This is a genomic window from Catellatospora chokoriensis, from assembly GCF_011297315.1.
Lineage (GTDB): Bacteria > Actinomycetota > Actinomycetes > Mycobacteriales > Micromonosporaceae > Catellatospora > Catellatospora citrea.
The window spans coordinates 48307-66137 of record NZ_JAAOTI010000034.1; the positions used below are offsets into that span (position 1 = coordinate 48307).

At 71.4% G+C, this 17831-nt stretch carries 15 protein-coding genes; 5 read left to right on the forward strand and 10 right to left on the reverse strand.

Features of this window, described 5'->3' with window-relative positions; genetic code table 11:
• Position 1: 1 nt before the first annotated feature.
• Positions 2-949 (reverse strand): phosphatidylinositol mannoside acyltransferase, encoded by a 948-nt coding sequence (locus HAV39_RS35890; RefSeq protein WP_191843608.1) that lies wholly within the window; start codon positions 947-949, stop codon positions 2-4.
• Positions 950-995: 46 nt separating this feature from the next.
• A complete protein-coding gene (pgsA, locus tag HAV39_RS35895; RefSeq protein WP_191843609.1) occupies positions 996-1616 on the reverse strand; it encodes a phosphatidylinositol phosphate synthase in 621 nt (206 codons plus the stop codon).
• 137 nt (positions 1617-1753) lie between these two features.
• Between pgsA and HAV39_RS35900 the strand changes: the two genes are divergently transcribed.
• Complete coding sequence (locus HAV39_RS35900; RefSeq protein WP_191843610.1) at positions 1754-3916, forward strand: elongation factor G-like protein EF-G2; 2163 nt, start codon at positions 1754-1756, stop codon at positions 3914-3916.
• A 156-nt stretch (positions 3917-4072) separates the two neighbouring features.
• Here the strand turns inward: HAV39_RS35900 and HAV39_RS35905 are convergent, their stop codons facing one another.
• The 5 genes from HAV39_RS35905 to thrS form a co-directional block, all read right to left on the reverse strand.
• Positions 4073-4861: a polysaccharide deacetylase family protein gene (locus HAV39_RS35905; protein ID WP_191843611.1), complete on the reverse strand. Its 789-nt coding sequence runs from the start codon at positions 4859-4861 to the stop codon at positions 4073-4075.
• Between the two features lie 172 nt (positions 4862-5033).
• Positions 5034-5741, reverse strand: a complete 708-nt coding sequence (locus HAV39_RS35910; RefSeq protein WP_191843612.1) for a VOC family protein — start codon at positions 5739-5741, stop codon at positions 5034-5036.
• Positions 5742-5808: 67 nt separating this feature from the next.
• Entirely contained in the window at positions 5809-6309 is a 501-nt protein-coding gene (locus HAV39_RS35915) for an HIT family protein (protein WP_191843613.1), read from the reverse strand.
• Positions 6306-6782, reverse strand: a complete 477-nt coding sequence (locus tag HAV39_RS35920; RefSeq protein ID WP_191843614.1) for a GNAT family N-acetyltransferase — start codon at positions 6780-6782, stop codon at positions 6306-6308. The genes HAV39_RS35915 and HAV39_RS35920 overlap by 4 nt, the downstream gene beginning before the upstream one ends.
• The gene (thrS, locus tag HAV39_RS35925; RefSeq protein WP_191843615.1) at positions 6779-8818 is read right to left on the reverse strand and encodes a threonine--tRNA ligase; all 2040 of its coding nucleotides are present in this window, start codon (positions 8816-8818) and stop codon (positions 6779-6781) included. The genes HAV39_RS35920 and thrS overlap by 4 nt, the downstream gene beginning before the upstream one ends.
• A gap of 146 nt (positions 8819-8964) precedes the next feature.
• Between thrS and HAV39_RS35930 the strand changes: the two genes are divergently transcribed.
• The 3 genes from HAV39_RS35930 to HAV39_RS35940 are packed head-to-tail and all read left to right on the forward strand — an operon-like array spanning position 8965 to position 13624.
• The gene (locus HAV39_RS35930; RefSeq protein WP_191843616.1) at positions 8965-10110 is read left to right on the forward strand and encodes a class I SAM-dependent methyltransferase; all 1146 of its coding nucleotides are present in this window, start codon (positions 8965-8967) and stop codon (positions 10108-10110) included.
• 48 nt (positions 10111-10158) lie between these two features.
• Positions 10159-13134 (forward strand): EAL domain-containing protein, encoded by a 2976-nt coding sequence (locus HAV39_RS35935; RefSeq protein ID WP_191843617.1) that lies wholly within the window; start codon positions 10159-10161, stop codon positions 13132-13134.
• A 10-nt stretch (positions 13135-13144) separates the two neighbouring features.
• Positions 13145-13624 carry a type II toxin-antitoxin system PemK/MazF family toxin gene (locus HAV39_RS35940; RefSeq protein ID WP_191843618.1) on the forward strand — a complete coding sequence of 160 codons (480 nt, stop codon included), beginning with the start codon at positions 13145-13147 and terminating at the stop codon, positions 13622-13624.
• 125 nt (positions 13625-13749) lie between these two features.
• Here the strand turns inward: HAV39_RS35940 and HAV39_RS35945 are convergent, their stop codons facing one another.
• The 3 genes from HAV39_RS35945 to HAV39_RS35955 form a co-directional block, all read right to left on the reverse strand.
• Positions 13750-14781 (reverse strand): adenosine deaminase, encoded by a 1032-nt coding sequence (locus tag HAV39_RS35945; RefSeq protein ID WP_191843619.1) that lies wholly within the window; start codon positions 14779-14781, stop codon positions 13750-13752.
• Positions 14782-14808: 27 nt separating this feature from the next.
• Positions 14809-15609, reverse strand: a complete 801-nt coding sequence (locus HAV39_RS35950; RefSeq protein ID WP_191843620.1) for a trans-aconitate 2-methyltransferase — start codon at positions 15607-15609, stop codon at positions 14809-14811.
• A gap of 245 nt (positions 15610-15854) precedes the next feature.
• A complete protein-coding gene (locus HAV39_RS35955) occupies positions 15855-16058 on the reverse strand; it encodes a cold-shock protein (protein WP_120320032.1) in 204 nt (67 codons plus the stop codon).
• Between the two features lie 340 nt (positions 16059-16398).
• Between HAV39_RS35955 and HAV39_RS35960 the strand changes: the two genes are divergently transcribed.
• Positions 16399-17745, forward strand: coding sequence for an ABC transporter substrate-binding protein (locus HAV39_RS35960; protein WP_191843621.1), 1347 nt, complete (start codon positions 16399-16401; stop codon positions 17743-17745).
• Positions 17746-17831 lie beyond the last annotated feature (86 nt).

The following is a 17831-nucleotide window of genomic DNA, read 5'->3' on the forward strand; positions in this document are numbered from 1 at the left end:
GTCACTCCTCGGGGTCGGTGGCGCCCGCGGCCGAGGTGGCGCGGGCGGCCGCCGGGTCGCCCGCGGGCGGCTCGGTCAGCCACAGCTTCTGCAGCATGTGCCAGTCGGCCGGGTGCGCGGCGATGCCGCGGGCCAGACCGTCGGCGACCTGCTGGGTGAGCAGCTTGACCCGGACGTCCAGCGGCCCGGCGGACGCGTCGGGCACCGGCAGCGGGCCGACCACCCGGCCGCAGGCCATGTCCGGCTCGTACCACATGTCCACCACGAACAGCGGCGCGCCGGTGCGCAGCGCCAGCATCGCCGGACCGGCCGGCATGCGGGTGCGCCCGCCGAAGAACTCCACCTCGACACCGCGCGCCGACAGGTCCCGGTCGGCCAGCAGCGGCACGATGTGCGCCTGGCCAAGCGCCTTGACCAGCGCGTCGATCGGTGAGCCCTGCCCGCCGACGGTCGGGACGATGGTCATGCCGAGTTTCTCGCGGTACGCCAGGAAGCGGCGGTACAGCCCCTCCGGCTTGAGCCGCTCGGCGACCGTGGTCAGCGGCACCCCGTGCGCGGTGACCAGGGCTCCGGCCGCGTCCCAGTTGCCCGCGTGCGGCAGCGCGACGATCGCACCGGTGCCCGCCTCGTGCGCGGCGATCAGTTTCTCGACGCCGTGCAGCCGGAACCCCTCACGCAGCTGCGCCTGCGACTTCGACGGCAGCCGGAACGCCTCCAGCCAGTAGCGGGCGTACGAGCGCACGGCGTCGCGGACCAGCTCGTCGGACGGCTCGTGGCCGAGCACGTTGCGCAGGTTGCGGGCCAGCCGCTGGACGCCCGGTCCCCGCTTCGCGGCGGCCCGGTCCGCGCCCACCCGGAACAGCGCCGAGGCGGCGGACTCGGGCAGCGCCCGGACCAGCCGCCACCCGGCCGCGTAGCCGAACTCGACCAGCCGCTCGCGCCCGCTCATGCCCGCACCCCGCAACGCACGGCGCGGCCCGGGACATTCCGGCCGCTCACACCGACTCCCCGGCCGACTCCTGCTTGTGCACGTGCCACATGCGCTGCCAGATGGTGAACACCGAGCCCGCCGCGAGCAGCCACAGCGACACGGGCAGGCCCCAGGCCAGGCCGAAGCCGGTCAGCAGCGCGCCGACGCCGACGGTGATCAGGCGTTCGGCCCGCTCGACGAGGCCGACGTGGCAGGACATGCCCAGTCCCTCGGCACGCGCCTTGACGTAGGAGACGACCTGCCCGGTGACCAGGCAGATCAGTGCGGCGGCCAGGGAGAGGCGGTCGCCGGTGCCCGCGTACCACCAGGCGATGGCCGCGAAGATCGCGCCGTCGGCGATCCGGTCCATCGTCGAGTCGAGCAGCGCGCCGTAGCGGTTGGCGCTGCCGCGGGCGCGGGCCATCGCGCCGTCCATGATGTCGGTGAGCCCGCACACCGTGATGATCACGACAGCGGCGATCCAGTGGCCGCGCGCCGCGAAACCGAAGGCGCCGACGAGCACGCCGAGAGTGCCGACTATGGTCACCGCGTTCGGGCTCACACCCGCCCGCAGCAGTGCCCGGCTGAGGGGATCGAGCAGGCGGGCCGTGCCGGCCTTGCCGACCACGCTGAGGATCTTCGCCATGATGGCGCTAACGATAGCGGTGTGGGTCGGCACGCCCGACGGCGGCGACACGCTGACGCCGGGGTTGTGTCCGTACGCCCGATGGGTGTGGGATCGGAAACAATGCAGTAACCGACACGGCTACAGGAGGCGGACAGATGGCGCGCGGCGACAAGGAGAAGGTCTCACAGGCTCCGGCGCAGGTCGCCGAGCAGCCGTCAGACGTGCGCAACGTGGTGGTGGTGGGGCACGCCGGCAGCGGTAAGACGACGCTGGTCGAGGCGCTGCTCGCGGCCACGCAGACGATCAGCCGGGCGGGCACGGTCGCCGAGGGCACCACGGTCACCGACCACGACCCGGCCGCGGTCAAGCAGCAGCGCTCCGTCGCGCTGGCCTGCGCCCCGCTCACCCACCAGGGCGTGAAGGTCAACCTGCTGGACACCCCCGGCTACGCCGACTTCGTGGGCGAGCTGCGGGCCGGCCTGCGCGCCGCGGACGCGGCCCTGTTCGTGGTCAGCGCCTGGGACGGCATGGACGCCGCGACGGCCACCCTCTGGGAGGAGTGCGCCGCGGTCGGCATGCCGCGCGCCGTGGCGATCACCCGGCTGGACCACCCGAGGGCCGACTTCGACGAGGCCCTCGCCCTGTGCCAGCGGGTCTTCGGCGAGGAGGTGCAGCCGCTGTACCTGCCCATGCACGGCGACGACGGCCAGTCCGTGGAGGGCCTGATCGGCCTGATCTCGCAGCAGGTGTACGACTACTCGAACGGCTACCCGCCGCAGGTGCGCCAGCCCGACGCCGAGCACCTGCCCGCGATCGAGGAGTCCCGCGGCGAGCTGATCGAGGGCATCATCGCCGAGAGCGAGGACGAGACCCTGATGGACCGGTACCTCGCCGGCGAGGTCATCGACGCCCAGGTGCTCATCGACGACCTGGAGAAGGCCGTGGCCCGCGGCCACTTCCACCCGGCGGTGCCGGTGTGCGCGGAGACCGGCGTCGGCCTGGACGCGCTGCTGGAGCTGCTGACCCGGGCCTTCCCGACCCCGCTGGAGCACCCGCTGCCCGCGGTCACCGCCATCGACGGCTCGCCCCGCGACGCGCTGGAGTGCGACCCGAACGGTCCGCTGGTGGCCGAGGTCGTCAAGACCACCATCGACCCGTACGTGGGCCGGGTCAGCCTGGTCCGGGTGTTCTCCGGCACGCTGCGCCCGGACACCCCGGTGCACATCAGCGGCCACGGCCTGGCCGAGCGCGGGCACCCCGACCACGACGCCGACGAGCGCGTCCTGCACGTCTACTCCCCGCTCGGCGCGAACCTGCGCGAGGTGAGCATGTGCGTGGCCGGCGACATCTGCGCGGTCACCAAGTCGACCGCCGCGGAGACCGGCGACACCATCTCCGGCAAGGACAGGCCGCTGCTGATGGCCCCGTGGCAGATGCCCGAGCCGCTGCTGCCGGTCGCCGTGGTGCCCAAGACCCGTTCCGACGAGGACGCGCTGGCCAAGAACCTGGCCAAGCTGGTCGCGGGCGACCCGACGCTGCGCCTGGAGCGCAACCCGGAGACCCACCAGCTGGTGCTGTGGTGCATGGGCGAGGCGCACGCCGACGTGGTGCTGGACCGGCTGCGGGCGGGCGGCGTCGAGCTGTCCACCGAGCCCGCGAAGGTGGCGCTGCGCGAGGCGTTCGCCGCTCCCGCCGCCGGTCAGGGCCGCCACGTCAAGCAGTCGGGCGGGCACGGCCAGTACGCCGTCTGCTCGATCCAGCTGGAGCCGCTGCCGCGCGGCACGGGCATCGAGTTCGTCGACAAGATCGTCGGTGGCGCGATCCCGCACAACTACATCCCCAGCGTCGAGAAGGGGGTACGCGCGCAGGCCGAGAAGGGCATCGTGGCCGGCTACCCCGTGGTCGACTTCCGGGTCACCCTGGTCGACGGCAAGGCGCACAGCGTCGACTCGTCCGACGCGGCGTTCCAGACCGCGGGCAGCATGGCCCTGAAGGACGCCGCCGAGAAGGCGCAGATCACCCTGCTGGAGCCGGTCGACGAGGTGGTCATCACGGTGCCCGACTCCGCGGTCGGCGCGGTGATGAGCGACCTGTCCGGCCGGCGCGGCCGGGTGCTGGGCTCCGAGTCCGACCCGGGCGGCGCCGACCGCACCCAGGTCCGGGCCGAGGTGCCCGCCGTCGAGCTGCTGCGCTACCTGGTGGACCTGCGCTCGATGACGGCCGGCGCGGGCACCTTCACCCGCGAGTTCGCCCGCTACGAGCCGATGCCCGGCCACCTCGCCGACCAGGCCCGCAAGGAGCACTCCCCCACCCGCTGACCCGGCCTGCCGTCCAGCGGCGACCCGACCCCACTTTAATGGACGTTGGCCTATCTGATCGAGTTTTCGTAGATCGAACTCGATCAGATAGGCCAACGTCTATAGAAAACGGAACGGCGGCGCCCCCGCGTCGGGGTCACGAGGGCCTGAGGCCGGTCAGGTGGTGGCGGGGTGACCGGCGGCGCGCAGTTCGGAGACGGTGACCAGTTCGAAACCGCGGGACCGGAGCTCGGTGACGATGCCCTTGAGGTTGGCGATGCAGACGAGTCGATCCTTGGGGCCGGTGTCGTGGGCCAGCACGATCGCGCCGGGGCGGGCCTGGTCGGCCGTGTCGGCGACGATGCCGGCCGGGTGGTCCACGAACAGGTTCTCGCGCATGCGCTGCGACCACATGACCACGTCGTAGCCGAACTCCTCGGCGACGGTCAGCGTGGTGCCCGCGAGGTGGCCCCATGGCGGGCGCAGCAGCGTCGGTGCGCGTCCGACGTGCTCGGCGACGGCGTCGTGGCAGCGGCGCAGCTGGTTGCGTACGCCCTTCTCGTCGCGCTGGGCCAGGTCCTTGTGCGCCCACGTGTGGTTGCCGACCTCGTGGCGGGCGTAGCGGCCCTTGACCAGGGCGGCGTTGCGCACCAGCCGCTCGCCGACGACGAAGAACGTCGCCTTGGCGTCGAGCTCGTCGAGGGCGTCGAGCACCCGCGGCGTCCAGTCGGGCTCCGGGCCGTCGTCGAAGGTCAGCGCGATGAGCGGACGGTCGGTGGTGACGTGCCACAGCACCCGTACCGCACCGTTGTGCCAGCCCAGCTCGTTGCCGGCCGGGGCGTATCCGCCGTCGAGCGGCAGCCGGTCGGGCCCGACCAAGGAGCGCACCTTCGGTGCCGCCACCGCGGCGGCCGCACCCACGCCGCCCGCTGCCAGCAGGCGCACCAACTCGCGCCGAGAAACCATCAGGGACCCCCGTCCCCCGCTGTTCCGCGCCGGATGGCCCGGGGCGGCGACTGCGGGCCGTCTACGCCGATGGTGACGTGAGCGGGCCCCTCTGCGGTTGCATTTGCGTGATCACATCACACGACGTGAGGGTGCCGGGTGGCCCGCGCCGGTGCCCGGGCCACCCGGCCGGTCACCAGACCAGGCAGAACGGGTGGCCGACCGGGTCGGCGTACACCCGCCAGTTGTCGCCCCCGCCGGACAGCCGGACGCCACCCAGCGCGAGCACCGCGGCCTCTGCCGCGTCGGCGTCGGCGACCTCCACGTCGAGGTGCAGCTGCTGCGGGTGGGCCGGGTCGGGCCAGCGCGGGGCCCGGTGGTCGGCGACCTCCTGGAAGATCACCGGCAGCCGGCCCTCGGTGGAGATCATCGCGCCGCCCTCACCCTCCCAGGTGACCGGCAGGCCGAGCAGCTCGCCGTAGAAGCGGGCCAGCGGCCCGGCGGACGCGCAGTCGATCGCCACGTCGGCGATGGTGGTGCTGTCGCCGTCGCTCTGGCACAGGCAGAACGGGTGGCCGGCCAGGTCGGCCAGCACGGTGAAGGTCTCGCCGCCGCCGGGCAGGCGGGTGGCGCCGAGCTTGACGGCGCGCTCGACCGCGGCGGCCATGTCCGGTACGCGCAGGTCGAGGTGCAGCTGCTGCGGGTATGCCGGGTCGGGCCAGCGCGGCGGCACGTGGTCGGGCGCGCGCTGGAAGCCGAGGCGGGTGCCGTCGGCGGCGTTGAGTGTGATCCATTCGTCGTCGGCGTAGTGCTCGTCCAGCCCCGCCAGGTCCGCGTAGAAGGCGGCCAGGCTCTTGATGTCGGGTGCGTCAAGCACGACCGTGCGCAGGATGCCAATCATGGCAGCCATCCTTCCGCGAGGGTGTGACAGCAGCCGGATACCCGCGCGGCGCGCCGTCATGCGGATGTCAGGCCGGCCAGGCCTCGCGGAGCAGGTCACGGGTGTCGGTGAGCAGCTGCGGCAGCGCCTTGGTGCGGGCGACCACGGGCAGGAAGTTGTTGTCCCCGCCCCACCGCGGCACCACGTGCTGGTGCAGGTGCGCGGCGATGCCGGCGCCCGCGGCGTGGCCCTGGTTGAGCCCGATGTTGAACCCGTGCGCGTTGGAGACCTTGCGGACCACCCGCATCGCCGTCTTGGTGAACTCGGCCAGCTCCGCGGTCTCGGCCGCGTCGAGCTCCGGGTAGTCGTCGATGTGCCGGTACGGGCAGATCAGCAGGTGGCCCGGGTTGTACGGGAACCGGTTGAGCACCGCGTACACGGCCGCACCGCGCGCGACCACCAGCCCGTCCGGGTCGGAGACCGGCGCGACGCAGAACGGGCACTCCGTCGGCTTCGGGCCGCCGCTGACGTACGCCATGCGCCACGGCGTCCAGAGCCGTTCGAGGCCGTCCGGGTCCGGTGAGCTCATGCCCGCGCGTCCGCGGCGTAGGGCACGTCGGGGCGGCCGATGACGCGCGTGGTCAGCTGCATCCAGCGGTCCGGCTCCGCCAGCGGCACGAACCCGACCTCGGCGTAGACGCCGTGCGCGTCGGCGGTGGCCAGGATGATCCGGTACACGCCGAGCGCGTGCAGGTCGTCGCGGACCGCCGCCACCGCCCACCGGGCCAGGCCCTGCCCACGGTAGGCGCTGTCGACGAACACGTCGCACAGCCAGGCGAAGGTGGCCCCGTCGGTGACCACGCGCAGCAGGCCGACCTGGGTCCCGTCCGGGGTGTAGATCCCGTAGACGGTGGAACCGGCCAGCGAGCGCTCGATGACCGCGCGTTCGCGCCCGGTGGCCCAGTAGCTCTCCTGGGCCAGCCAGCGCTCGACGGTGTCGAGGTCGAGCCGGGCCGGGTCCGTGTCGAGCACGAACCCGGCCTCGTTGATCCGCACGCTCACGCGGCTTCGACCGCCTCCGCCACGGCGGCGGACGGGCCGGTGTTGACGCGCGAGCGCACGATCTCGGTCACGTGGGCGACGGCCTCGTCCAGGCTCACGCCGTTGCGCTGCGAGCCGTCGCGGTAGCGGAAGGACACCGTGCCGTCGGCCAGGTCCTGGTCACCGACGATGGCCATGAACGGGATCTTCTGCTGCTGCGCGGTGCGGATCTTCTTCTGCATGCGCTCGTCCGAGCTGTCGACCTCGGCGCGGATGCCGGCCTTGCGCAGCTTCGCCACGAAGTCGTACAGGTAGGCGGTGTGCCCGGCCTCGTCGTCGGAGCGGATCGGGATGCCGACCACCTGGATCGGGGCCAGCCAGGCCGGGAACGCGCCCGCGTAGTGCTCGGTGAGCACGCCGATGAAGCGCTCGATCGAACCGAACTTGGCACAGTGGATCATGACGGGCTGCTGCCGCGTCCCGTCCGCCGCCTGGTACTCCAGCGCGAAGCCCTTCGGCTGGTTGAAGTCGTACTGGATGGTCGACATCTGCCAGGTGCGGCCGATCGCGTCCTTGGCCTGCACGGAGATCTTCGGACCGTAGAAGGCCGCGCCGCCCGGGTCCGGCACCAGGGTCAGCCCCGTCTCCAGGGCGCACTGCTCCAGCACCGCGGTGGCCGTGGCCCAGTCCTCCTCCGAGCCGACGAACTTGTCCGGCTTGGTGTCGTCCCGGGTCGACAGCTCCAGGAAGAAGTCGGTGATGCCGAAGTCCTTGAGCAGGCCGAGCACGAAGTCGAGCAGGTGCTTGATCTCGGCGGCCGCCTGCTCCTTGGTGACGTAGGAGTGCGAGTCGTCCTGGGTGAAGCCGCGGACCCGGGTCAGGCCGTGGATGACGCCCGACTTCTCGAACCGGTACACCGAGCCGAACTCGAACAGCCGGATCGGCAGCTCGCGGTAGGAACGCCCGCGCGACCGGTAGATCAGGTTGTGCATCGGGCAGTTCATGGCCTTGAGGTAGTAGTCGCTGCCCTCCATGTCCATCGGCGGGAACATGGTCTCCTTGTAGTAGGGCAGGTGACCCGAGGTGTGGAAGAGGCCTTCCTTGGTGATGTGCGGCGTCCCGACGTACTGGAAGCCCTCCTCGATGTGGCGGGCGCGGACGTAGTCCTCCATCTCGCGCTTGATCACACCGCCCTTGGGGTGGAAGACGGCCAGGCCGGAGCCGATCTCGTCGGGGAAGCTGAACAGGTCGAGGTCGGTGCCCAGCTTGCGGTGATCGCGGCGGGCCGCCTCCTCCAGCAGCTTCAGGTAGTCCTTGAGCTGGTCGCGGGTCGGCCACGCGGTGCCGTACACCCGCTGGAGCTGGGGGTTCTTCTCCGAACCGCGCCAGTATGCCGCCGCGGAGCGCATCAGCTTGAACGCGCCGATCAGGCGGGTCGACGGCAGGTGCGGGCCCCGGCACAGGTCGCCCCAGCAGCGCTCACCGGTCTTGGCGTCGAGGTTGTCGTAGATGGTCAGCTCGCCGCCGCCCACCTCCATGACGTCGTCGCCCGCGTCACCCTTGATGTCGACCAGTTCGAGCTTGAACGGCTCGTCCTTCAGCTCGGCCTTGGCCTCGTCGAGGGTCTCGAAGCGGCGGCGCTGGAAGCGCTGACCCGACTTGACGATCTCCTGCATCCGCTTCTCGATCTTGTCCAGGTCGTCCGGGTGGAACGGCTTGGGCACCGAGAAGTCGTAGTAGAAGCCGTTGTCGATGGGCGGGCCGATGCCGAGCTTCGCCTCGGGGAAGATGTCCTGCACCGCCTGGGCCAGCACGTGCGCCGTGGAGTGGCGCAGCACGTCGAGGCCGTCCTTGCTGTCGATGGCGACCGGCTCGACCGCGGTGTCGACGGCGGGCGACCAGTCCAGGTCGCGCAGGCGGCCCTCGGGGTCGCGGACCACCACGATCGCCTTGGGGCCGTGCACCGGCAGGCCGGCCTCGGCGATCGCCTCCGCGCCCGTCGTCCCGGCCCGGACGACGACGGGGTCGGCCTGCGGCGGGCTGATCGAAACGCTCACGGTGATCTCCTCAAGTCCTCTGCTGCGGTTTGTCCGGCTCCGGCCATGCTATCGGGCGCGCCGATCATGCCGATTACCGGTTCCGGCCGCCCGGGGTTCACTCCGATGCTCTTTCACCCAGGCTTCGACGGCGTTAGATTGGCGCCATGGCGAGCGCTGACCTGGCAAGGACCCTCGATCGTCGCTATCAGACCTACTTCGCCGACCGCGCGTCCGTGCCGTTCGCGGTGCGCACCGGCGACGGCACGCCGTCCACCGTGCTCGGATCCGGCGACCCCGCCTTCACCATCGTGGTCGGCGACCCGCGGGGCGCGAAGGCCCTGGCCGGGCTCGACCAGTTCCAGATCGGCGTGGCCTACCTGCGCGGCTGGCTCGACATCGAGGGCGACCTGATGGCCGCGCTGAAGGTGCGCGGCATGTTCCACGACCGGCACCCGATCGCGTGGCTGGCCCGGTTCGCCCCGGCGCTGCGGATGGGCGGGGCCGAGCACGACCGCCGGGCGATCTCGTCGCACTACGACAACGAGTCCGAGTTCTTCCTGACCTTCATGGACTCCCGGCACCGCTGCTACACGCAGGGCGTGTTCACGCGTGACGACGAGCCGCTGGAAGACGCGATGACCCGCAAGATGGAGCTGGCGCTCGACGCGCTGAAGGTCTCCCCCGGCGACCACATCCTGGAGGTCGGCGGCGGCTGGGGCGCGTTCGCCGAGTTCGCCGCCCGGCGCGGGGTGCACGTGACCACGCTGACCCTGGCCCAGGAGTCCGAGCGCTACCTGTCCGACCTGTTCGCCCGCGAGCAGCTGCCGGCCACCGTGGTGCGGCGGCACCTGCTGCGCTACGAGGCGCCGCGGCGCTACGACGCCATCGTCAACATGGGTGTCACCGAGCACCTGCCCAACTATGCCGCCACCCTGCGCAAGTACGCCGAACTGGTCAAACCGGGCGGCCACGTCTACCTGGACGCGCTGGCGATGCGGGCCAAGCACCGGGTGTCCACGTTCATGAGCCGCTACATCTACCCGGGCAAGTCCTCACCGCTGGTGCTGCACGCCTACCTGCGCCAGGTGGCGCGCTCGCCGTTCGAGCTGGTCAGCGTCGACGATGACCGGCACAACTACCACCTGACCTGCGCGGAGTGGGCCCGGCGGCTGGACGCGGCCCGCGAGGAGGTCGTCCGGCGCTGGGGAGACCCACTGTACCGCCGGTTCCGGCTGTTCCTCTGGGGTTCGGCGGCCAGCTTCGACACCGGCCTCGTGCAGGCGTACCGGTGGGTGCTCCGGCGGCCCTGAGGACCGGTTCGGCCCGGTCAGGCCCCGGATGCGCGGTACCGTCTGAAGGTGTCGCCAGACCTCACGCTCGGGGTTCTGTCCCCTTTCCTCGGGGGCTGGTACTACGGCGGTGTGCTGGCGGGGATCGCGCGCGCCGCGGCGGAGGCGGGTGCGGGGGTCATCGCGATCCAGACCCTCGACGCGGGCACCGAGCACATCGAGGTCACCGAGCCCTCGGACCTGTCGTACCCGGTCGCCTGGCAGCACGTGTCCGGTTTCGTGGTGGTGCTGCAGGCGGTGACGCACCGCTACCTGCACCAGTTCACCGAGACCGGGCGGCCGTTCGTGTCCGTCAGCCACGAACTGAACGACCTGGACTTCCCCGTGGTCATGCCGGACAACCGGACCGGGATCACCGAAGCGGTGGACCATCTGGTCGCCCACGGTCACCGCAGGATCGCCTTCGCCGGCCGCCTGGAGACCGACGACATCAGGCAGCGGTACGAGGCGTACCTCGATGCGCTGGCCGTGCACGGGATCGAGCCCGACCCGGGGCTGCTGATCCCCGCGCCGACCAACCAGGTCGACGGCGGCGAGCACGCCGCCGAGCGCATGCTGGCCGCCGGGCTGCCCTCGACCGCGGTCATCGCCGGCACCGACGAGAACGCGACCGGCATCATGCACACGCTGGCCGCCGCCGGCCTGCGGCTGCCCGCGGACCAGGCCGTGATCGGCTTCGACGACCTGCGCTCCAGCGCCTACCTGATCCCCCGCCTGACCACGGTGCGCCAGCCGACGGAGCTGATCGGCCGGGCGGCCGCGACGACGCTGCTCGCCATGATCGGCGGGGACGCCGAGCAGCCGGCCCGCATCCTCGTGCCGACCTCGCTCATCGTGCGCGAATCCTGCGGGTGCGTCGGCGACGTGGCGTTCCACGCCGACGTCGACCCGCCCGCGCCGCACCGCCGCCTGGCCGACCTGATCGCCACCACCGTCGCGCCGGTGCACGGCTCGCTGTCCCCGGCCGACGGGGCCGACCTCGTGCACGCCGCCGAGACGGTGGCGCGCGCCGTGCAGGACGGCTCGGCCGAGGCGCCGTCGCCGCGGCCCGCCTGCGAGGAGGTGCGGCTGGCGTTGGAGCTGCTGCTGCGGCTGTCCGGCGGCCGGCCTGAGGCGCTGTACGAGATCGCGCAGCTGATCCGCGACTACGGCCGGCCCGCCAACGGGGTGCTGCTCATCCTCATGGAGATGCGCGGCCGCACCCTGTTCCGGGACAGCTCGCTGCTGCGCGAGACGCTGACCGCGCAGTACGAGGTCGGCATGGAACTGCTGCGCGGGCACCGGGAACCGGCCCGGCTGGAGTGGATGCGGCGCACCTGGGTCCGGGGCGGCTGCCTCGGGTTGTGGGCCGGCGGCCTGCCGCCCTCGCTGGCCGACGCGGCGCTGGAGATCGCGGGCCTGTTCGTGCCGGGCGAGCCGCCGGCGGTGGAGGCGTCGGTGCCGGTCAGTGCGTTCCCGCCGCTGCGGGTGCGGGCGCTGGCCGACCCGGCGGCCAACCTCATCGTGTTCGTGGTGCCGGTGAAGGGCGGGGCCAGTGACTGGGGCTTCCTCGCCGTGGTCGACTCCGTGTCGACCGGCGGCGCCACCGGCCGCGAGCCGTTCAACCAGTGGGCCGCGCTGCTGGCGGTGGCACTGGATCGGCAGGCGCTGCTGAAGGAGTCGCTGCGGCAGAAGGAGCAGCTGCGCATCGCGGCCCTCTACGACGAACTGACCGGCCTGCCCAACCGGTCGCTGTTCCTGGACCGGCTGCGCCAGGCGATCCGGCAGTCGCGGCGGCGCAGCGGGCGGCCGTTCGGGGTGCTGTTCCTGGACCTGGACGGGTTCAAGGTGGTCAACGACAGCCTCGGCCACTCCGCCGGGGACCGGCTGCTCAAGCAGGTCGCCAAGCGGATCAAGTCGACGCTGCGCGAGTCGGACACGGTGGCCCGCTTCGGCGGCGACGAGTTCCTGGTGCTGCTCGACGACGTGACCGCGCCGCACACCCCCGCCCAGGTCGCCGAGCGCCTGCACGGGGTGCTCGCGCAGCCGTTCCAGCTGCACGGCCAGGACGTGGTGGTGACCGCCAGCATCGGCATCACCATGAGCAGCCGCCGCTACAGCAACGCCGAGGACCTGCTGCGCGACGCCGACATCGCGATGTACTCGGCCAAGTCCCGGCACAAGGGCCGCCACGCCATCTTCGACGTGGCGATGCACGCCAAGGCGGTGACCCGCCTGCAGATCGAGACCGAGCTGCGCCAGGCGCTCGACAACGGCGAGTTCGAGGTGCACTACCAGCCGATCGTGGCGCTGCGCTCGGGCCGGACCAAGGGGTTCGAGGCGCTGATCCGCTGGCGGCACCCGCTGCGCGGGCTGCTGTCACCGGCCGCGTTCATGCCGGTCGCCGAGGAGACCGGCCTGATCATCCCGATCGGCAGCTGGGTCATCGACGAGTGCTGCCGCCAGCTCGCCGCCTGGTACGCCGCCGACGTCGCGACCCCCGGCCTGACCGTCGCGGTCAACGTGTCCAACCGCCAGTTCTGGAGCGGCAACGTCATCGACGACATCACCGAGGCGCTGGGCCGGCACCAGCCCCCGGCGGGCAGCCTCGCCGTGGAGATCACCGAAGGTGTGGTGATGGAGAACGTCGCCCCGGCCCGCGACATCCTGCACACCCTGCACGACCTCGGCTGCCAGCTGCACGTCGACGACTTCGGCACCGGATACTCGTCATTGGAGGCGCTGCACCGGCTGCCCATCGACGCGCTGAAGATCGACCGGTCCTTCGTCTGGCAGATCGACACCGACCGGCGCAGCGGCGAGCTGGTGCGCACCATCGTCCTGATGGGACGCAACCTGTCGCTCGACCTGATCGCCGAGGGCATCGAGACGCCCGAGCAGCGCGACTTCCTGATCCGCCTGGGCTGCGGGTACGGCCAGGGCTTCCTGTTCTCCCGCCCGGTGCCCGCCGACGTGGCCTGCACCCTGCTCGGCGAGCCCGCCTAGACTGCCGATCATGTGGCTGTTCCTGACCCTGTTCTCGGTCGCCGTGCTGACGCTCGCCATCTGGTGGCGGTGGCGCAAGTCGGCCCGCCCGGCCGCCCACCCCGCGGGCAGGCGCCCCGCCGGCAAGCGCCCGCCCGGCCGGCCCACCGCCACGAAGAAGGCGCCCGCGCCCGCGGGCGGACCGCAGCCCGGCGAGATCTGGTGGGCCGACGTGCCCTACGAGGACGGCCCGGGGTCGAAGGTCCGGCCGTGCGTGGTGCTGCGGGTCAAGGGCGGGGCGTACGAGATCCTGAAGATCACCAGCCAGGATCAGAGCCACCGGAGCGACCACATCGAGATCGCGACGAAGTCGTGGGACGCCGACGCCGACCACAACAGCTACCTGGACCTGAGCGACCCGATCACCATCACCACGGCCGCCTTCTCCAACCGCGCCGGCACCCTGGACACCCCCACCTGGCGCAAGGTCAAAGCCCTCCACCACGCCTGACGGCGATCCGCGCGGCAGCAGCGCCCCGCACCCCTCTTTTTTATAGACGTTGGCCTATCACATCGACCTCGATCTTAGTTTTTTCGATGTGATAGGCCAACGTCTATGCGAGGGGGTGGGGTGGGTCAGGCGGTGGCCGTTGCGGTGTAGGTGTCGATCTCGCTGAGCAGGGCGGTTTTGACCTGGTCGGTGGCGAAGGAGTGGCGTACGCCCTGGCGGGCCAGCTCGGCGACGCCCGCCGTGTCCAGGTCGAGCAGCCGGGCGGCCACCTCGTACTCGTTGTTCAGGGTCGTGCCGAACATCGGCGGGTCGTCGGAGTTGATGCTGACCGGCACACCCGCGGCCACGATCGCCGCGAGCGGGTGCTCGGCCAGGTCCGCCACGGCCCGGGTGCGCAGGTTCGAGGTGGGGCACACCTCCAGCGGGATCGCGTGCTCGGCCAGGTACGCCAGCAGCTGCGGGTCCTGCGCCGCGAAGATGCCGTGGCCGATGCGCTCCGCGCCGAGCTCGCGGATCGCGTCCCAGACGGTCTGCGCGCCGGTGGTCTCCCCCGCGTGCGGGACGCTGTGCAGCCCGGCCGCGCGGGCCTGGTCGAAGTACGGCTTGAACTGCGGCCGGGGCACGCCGATCTCCGGACCGCCGAGGCCGAAGCTGATCAGCCCGTCCGGACGCTGGTCCAGCGCGATGCGCAGGGTCTGCTCGGCCGACTGCAGACCGGCCTCGCCCGGGATGTCGAACACCCACCGCAGCACCAGGCCGAGTTCCTTCTCCGCCTCGCGCCGCGCGTCCTCGATGGCCTCGCAGAACGCCTCGGCCGGGATGCCCCGGTTGACGCTGGAGTACGGCGTGACGGTCAGCTCGGCGTAGCGCACCTGCTGCGCGGCCAGGTCCTGGGCGACGCCGTAGGTCAGCGTGCGCACGTCCTCGGCGTCGCGGATCAGGTCCACGACGCTCAGGTAGACCTCGATGAAGTGCGCGAAGTCGGTGAAGGTGAAGTATTCGGCCAGCAGCGCCGGGTCGGCCGGCACCGGGCCGCGGCCCTCGTGCCGGGCGGCCAGCTCGGCCACGATGCGAGGGGAGGCCGAACCCACGTGGTGCACGTGCAGCTCGGCCTTGGGCAGTCCCGCCACGAAGCTCGCAAGATCGTCCTTAGCCATGTCGGCACTTTACCGTCCGGCCCGCGGTCACGAGGCTGCGGAGGTCCGGTGGCCGACCGCGAACACCCGGCGGAACGGGAAGTCGACCACGTCCCCGTCGGCGGGGTAGGCCTCGCGCAGCGCGGGCTCCAGCTCGGCGCAGTACGCCTCCCACGCGCCGGGCTCGCCGGCCAGCGCGGCGCGGACCGGCCGCAGGGCGGTGCCGGTGAGCCAGGTGAGCACCGGGTGCGGGCCGTCGCCGACGGGCAGCTGGTGCACGTATGTGGTCTCCCAGGTGTCGGCGGCGCAGCCGGCCTCGCGCAGCAGCCGGGCGTACTCCTGCGGCCCGGGCACCGACCGCGGCTGCGCGCCGATCTCGCCGAGCAGCGGGGACCAGCGTGAGGTGAGACACAGCTCGCGCAGCGCCCGGTGGGCCGGGTTGTCGTGGTTGCCGGGCACCTGCAGCGCCAGCCACGCACCCGGACGCAGCGCCCGCGCCCACCGGCCGACCAGTTCCTCCTGGCCGGGCACCCACTGCAGGACCGCGTTGGTGACGATCACGTCGACCTCGGGCCCCGGCAGGTAGTCGAGCACGTCGCCGACCCGGTAGGCCACCGGCCCCGGGCCGCCCTGGTCGGCCAGCGCCTTGTCGATCATCTCGACCGACGAGTCGACGCCGCTCACCTGCGCTGCGGGCCAGCGCGCGGCCAGGGTGGCGGTGAGGTTGCCGGGCCCGCAGCCCAGGTCGACGACCTGGCGGGGCTGCTCGGCGCCCACCCGGGCGACCAGGTCGTGGAAGGGGCGGCCGCGGTCGTCCGCGAAGCGCAGGTAGGTGTCGGGGTTCCACATGACGGGCCTCCAGCTCAACAAACCGTACGTACGTCTTGGTTTGAAGATAGCCCGCCGCCGGGAGCTTCCGCAACCTGGTCCGGGACAGCATCGAGCCCCGCATACAGGGCATGATGCGGGGCTCGACACGCTCCAGCGGGCCCACAGGCCACGCGGAACGACAAACGGGCCGGCGTGAACCGGCCCGTTAGGGTTAGACGAGCGCCGCCGGAGCACCAGGCCCCGGTGGCGTCACCTTAGGAAGATCAGAGCGGGCGGACCGCGTCGGCCTGCGGGCCCTTGGCGCCCTGGACGATCTCGAACTCGACGCGCTGGTTCTCCTCGAGGCTGCGGAAGCCGCTGGCCTGGATCGCGGAGAAGTGCACGAAGACGTCAGCGCCACCACCGTCGACGGAGATGAAGCCGAAGCCCTTGTCGGCGTTGAACCACTTGACGGTTCCCTGAGCCATTTTCACCATTTCCTTGCACAAACTGAACCGCGCCGCACACCTCGTGCGGGGGCTGGCCACTGAGTAGCGGCAACCGGCGGTCCTCTCATTCTCAGGGAGGGCAACGCGAGCAGACCACGTACATCAAAAACCAAGCACGAGTGTAGCCCACATCGCGCGGCGGTGGGGGGCCGGGATGATCGTCATTACAGGTTCCGGGGTGGTTTCCGAATCGTTACGAACCTTACTGTTGTCAGCGCTGGACAGTTCGAGACCGAAAGCGCTTGCATGGCTTGCGTCACCTTGCGGTAGTCCGGTACCAGGGGGCTGCGCTCCGACAAGCTCACGAGGAGGAAACTCCATGGCATCCAACAGACAGCGGCGTCTGCTCGCCTTCTCCGGTGCGGTTGTACTGGCTCTCACCGTCGCGGCCTGCGGCGGAAAGTCCGACAACACCTCCGAAGGCAAGCTCGACACCCCCGAGTGCGCCGCATACAAGGACTACACCGGCATCTCCGGCGAGACGGTCACCATCTACTCCCCGATCCGCGACGCCGAGGCGGGGCTGCTCGAGCAGGCCTGGAAGCCGTTCGCGGACTGCACCGGCGCGAAGATCGAGTACGAGGGCAGCGGCGAGTTCGAGGCGCAGCTGAAGGTTCGCGTCGAGGGCGGCGACGCGCCCGACCTGGCCTTCATCCCGCAGCCGGGTCTGCTGGAGTCGTTCGCCAAGGCGGGCAAGCTCAAGGCCGCCGGCGAGAAGACCAAGGCCCTGGCCACGCAGAACTACTCCCCCGACTGGCTGAAGTACGGCACCGTCAACGGCACCCTGTACGGTGCCCCGCTGGGCGCCAACGTGAAGTCGTTCGTGTGGTACTCCCCGTCCCTGTTCAAGGAGAAGGGCTGGACCGTCCCGACCACCTGGGACGAGATGATCAAGCTCAGCGACACGATGGTCACCGCGGGCATCAAGCCGTGGTGCGCGGGCATCGGCTCCGGTGACGCCACCGGCTGGCCGGCCACCGACTGGATCGAGGACGTGCTGCTGCGCGACCAGGGTCCGGAGGTGTACGACCAGTGGGTCGCCCACGCCATCCCGTTCAACGACCCGAAGATCGTCTCGGCGACCGACCGGGTGGGCTCGATCCTGAAGAACGAGAAGTACGTCAACGGCGGCATCGGCGGCGTGAAGTCCATCGCGACGACCACCTTCCAGGACGGCGGCCTGCCGGTCGTCCAGAAGAAGTGCGGCATGCACCGCCAGGCCTCGTTCTACGCCAACCAGTGGCCGCAGGGCACCAAGGTGGCCCAGGACGGCGACGCCTTCGCCTTCTACCTGCCGGCGATCGACCCGGCCAAGGGCAAGCCGGTGCTGGGCGGCGGCGAGTTCGTCGCCGCGTTCAGCGACAGCCCGGCCGTGCAGGCGGTGCAGACCTACCTGGCCAGCGCCGACTTCGCCAACAGCCGCGCCAAGCTGAACAACTGGATCTCCGCCAACAAGGGCCTGGACGTGGCCAACGTGTCCAACCCGATCGACAAGGTGGCGGTCGGCATCCTGCAGGACAGCGGCGCGGTCTTCCGTTTCGACGGCTCCGACCTGATGCCCGCCGCCGTCGGCGCGAACTCCTTCTGGAAGGGCATGACCAACTGGATCAACGGCACCGACACCAAGGCCACCCTCGACTACATCGAAGGCACCTGGCCCAAGTGAGCCGGTAGTTGATCTATCTACGCCGTGTGAGTCCCGATCCTGGGCTCACACGGCGTAGTCTTCCTCCCGACCGGTGCCCGAGGAGA

Bases quoted from the DNA above. Each gene is read 5' to 3' on its own strand.
- HAV39_RS35890 (WP_191843608.1), bottom strand. From the start codon at position 949: ATGAGCGGGCGCGAGCGGCTGGTCGAGTTCGGCTACGCGGCCGGGTGG.
- pgsA (WP_191843609.1), bottom strand. From the start codon at position 1,616: ATGGCGAAGATCCTCAGCGTGGTCGGCAAGGCCGGCACGGCCCGCCTG.
- HAV39_RS35900 (WP_191843610.1), top strand. From the start codon at position 1,754: ATGGCGCGCGGCGACAAGGAGAAGGTCTCACAGGCTCCGGCGCAGGTC.
- HAV39_RS35905 (WP_191843611.1), bottom strand. From the start codon at position 4,861: ATGGTTTCTCGGCGCGAGTTGGTGCGCCTGCTGGCAGCGGGCGGCGTG.
- HAV39_RS35910 (WP_191843612.1), bottom strand. From the start codon at position 5,741: ATGATTGGCATCCTGCGCACGGTCGTGCTTGACGCACCCGACATCAAG.
- HAV39_RS35915 (WP_191843613.1), bottom strand. From the start codon at position 6,309: ATGAGCTCACCGGACCCGGACGGCCTCGAACGGCTCTGGACGCCGTGG.
- HAV39_RS35930 (WP_191843616.1), top strand. From the start codon at position 8,965: ATGGCGAGCGCTGACCTGGCAAGGACCCTCGATCGTCGCTATCAGACC.
- HAV39_RS35940 (WP_191843618.1), top strand. From the start codon at position 13,145: ATGTGGCTGTTCCTGACCCTGTTCTCGGTCGCCGTGCTGACGCTCGCC.
- HAV39_RS35945 (WP_191843619.1), bottom strand. From the start codon at position 14,781: ATGGCTAAGGACGATCTTGCGAGCTTCGTGGCGGGACTGCCCAAGGCC.
- HAV39_RS35950 (WP_191843620.1), bottom strand. From the start codon at position 15,609: ATGTGGAACCCCGACACCTACCTGCGCTTCGCGGACGACCGCGGCCGC.
- HAV39_RS35955 (WP_120320032.1), bottom strand. From the start codon at position 16,058: ATGGCTCAGGGAACCGTCAAGTGGTTCAACGCCGACAAGGGCTTCGGC.
- HAV39_RS35960 (WP_191843621.1), top strand. From the start codon at position 16,399: ATGGCATCCAACAGACAGCGGCGTCTGCTCGCCTTCTCCGGTGCGGTT.